This window comes from Streptomyces sp. MBT53 (assembly GCF_016654115.1).
In the GTDB taxonomy this organism is placed as follows: Bacteria; Actinomycetota; Actinomycetes; order Streptomycetales; family Streptomycetaceae; genus Streptomyces.
The window spans coordinates 1-1,493 of the sequence record NZ_JAEQAZ010000429.1 but is presented as its reverse complement, the minus strand read 5'-3'; the positions used below and the strand labels follow the sequence as shown (position 1 = coordinate 1,493).

Genomic DNA, 1,493 nt, shown 5'->3' with positions numbered 1-1,493 from the left:
CAACTCGTCGAGCAGCAGCCGCCCTTGGCGGTAGAGCTGGGTGTACAGCGGGATGTCCCGCTGGGGTCGTGACGATCCGTACCGGCAGCCGAGGATCGACTTGTCCAGGAACATCGACGAGACGAGGAAGGACGCCTCCGCCGTCGCCGGTGCCGTGCCGAGCAGGATCGCCTGGCCGTGGCGGTCGAGGAGGTCGACGGCCTGCCGGACCAGTTCGACCCGCCCGACGCACTCGAAGGCGTGGTCCGCCCCCGTGGGCAGCAGGTCCCGGACGCCTTCCGTGGACGTCAGGAAGTCGGTCGCGCCGAACTTCCGCGCCGCCTCCTCCTTCGCCGGGTTCGCGTCGACCGCGACGATCCGCGACGCCCCCGCGATCCGGGCCCCTTGGATCACGTTGAGCCCGATCCCCCCGGTCCCGATCACCACCACACTGTCCCCACGATCGACCCGCGCCCGATTGAGCACGGCGCCGACCCCCGTCAGCACCCCGCACCCGATGAGCGCGGCGGACGGCAGCGGAATGTCCTTGGGTATCCGCACGGCCTGTACGGCTTTCACCACGGTCCGCTCGGCGAAGGCGGAGTTGGAGGCGAACTGGTAGACCGGCTGCCCGCCCCGCGTGAACGGCTTCCCCGGCCGCCCGATGGCCTGCCGGCACATGGTCGGCCGCCCCCGGTCGCAGTCGGCGCAGGTACCGCAGTTGGCGAGCGTGGACAGAGCCACATGATCTCCGGGCGCCACATGGGTCACTCCCACACCCACGGCCTCCACCACCCCGGCCCCCTCATGCCCCAACACCACGGGAACGGGGAAGGGTATGGTCCCGTCGATCACGGACAGATCGCTGTGGCACAACCCGGCAGCGGAAATGGCGACCAGCACTTCCCCCGCCCCGGGCTCCCGCACCGCCAAGTCATCCACGACCTGGATCTGCTTCCCGTCGAAGACCACACCGCGCATCAGACGACCCCCTTGGGTTCCCTGGGCAGACCGAGCACCCGCTCGGCGATGATCGTGCGCTGAACCTGGTCCGAGCCGCCGTAGATGGTGTCGGCCCGCGAAAAGAGGAACAGGTGCTGGAGCAGGTCGAGTTCGTACGACAGCGACGGCGACCAGTCCACGGGCCCCACCGCCGCCGCGGCCCCCCGCACCGACATCGCCAGCTCCCCGAGCCGCTGATGCCACCCGCCCCACAACAGCTTGGCCACACTGGGCGCCCCGGCGTCCCCGGCCCGCCCGAGCGTCCGCAGGGCGTTCCACCGCATGGTCCGCAACTCGGCCCACTGCCGCACGAGTCGATCACGTACGACGGGATCGAGCACAGCACCGGAAGCGACAGCGGCCTCGACGACCCGCCCCAACTCCCGTGCGAACCCGATCTGTTGGGCGAGGGTGGAAACTCCTCGCTCAAACCCGAGCAGACTCATGGCAACGCTCCAGCCACCCCCCTCACCCCCCACAAGATGCTCGCCCCGCGCCGACGCCCCGTCGAA

At 70.3% G+C, this 1,493-nt stretch carries 2 protein-coding genes; both read right to left on the bottom strand.

The annotated features are described in order from the left end of the window. The coding region (locus tag JHN45_RS51870; protein ID WP_201056480.1) for an alcohol dehydrogenase catalytic domain-containing protein at nt 1-960 on the bottom strand (960 nt) is incomplete at its 3' end. Continuing rightward, on the bottom strand, nt 960-1,493 hold a 534-nt coding region (locus tag JHN45_RS51865; RefSeq protein ID WP_268982499.1), incomplete at its 5' end, for an acyl-CoA dehydrogenase family protein. The genes JHN45_RS51865 and JHN45_RS51870, both read right to left, overlap by 1 nt.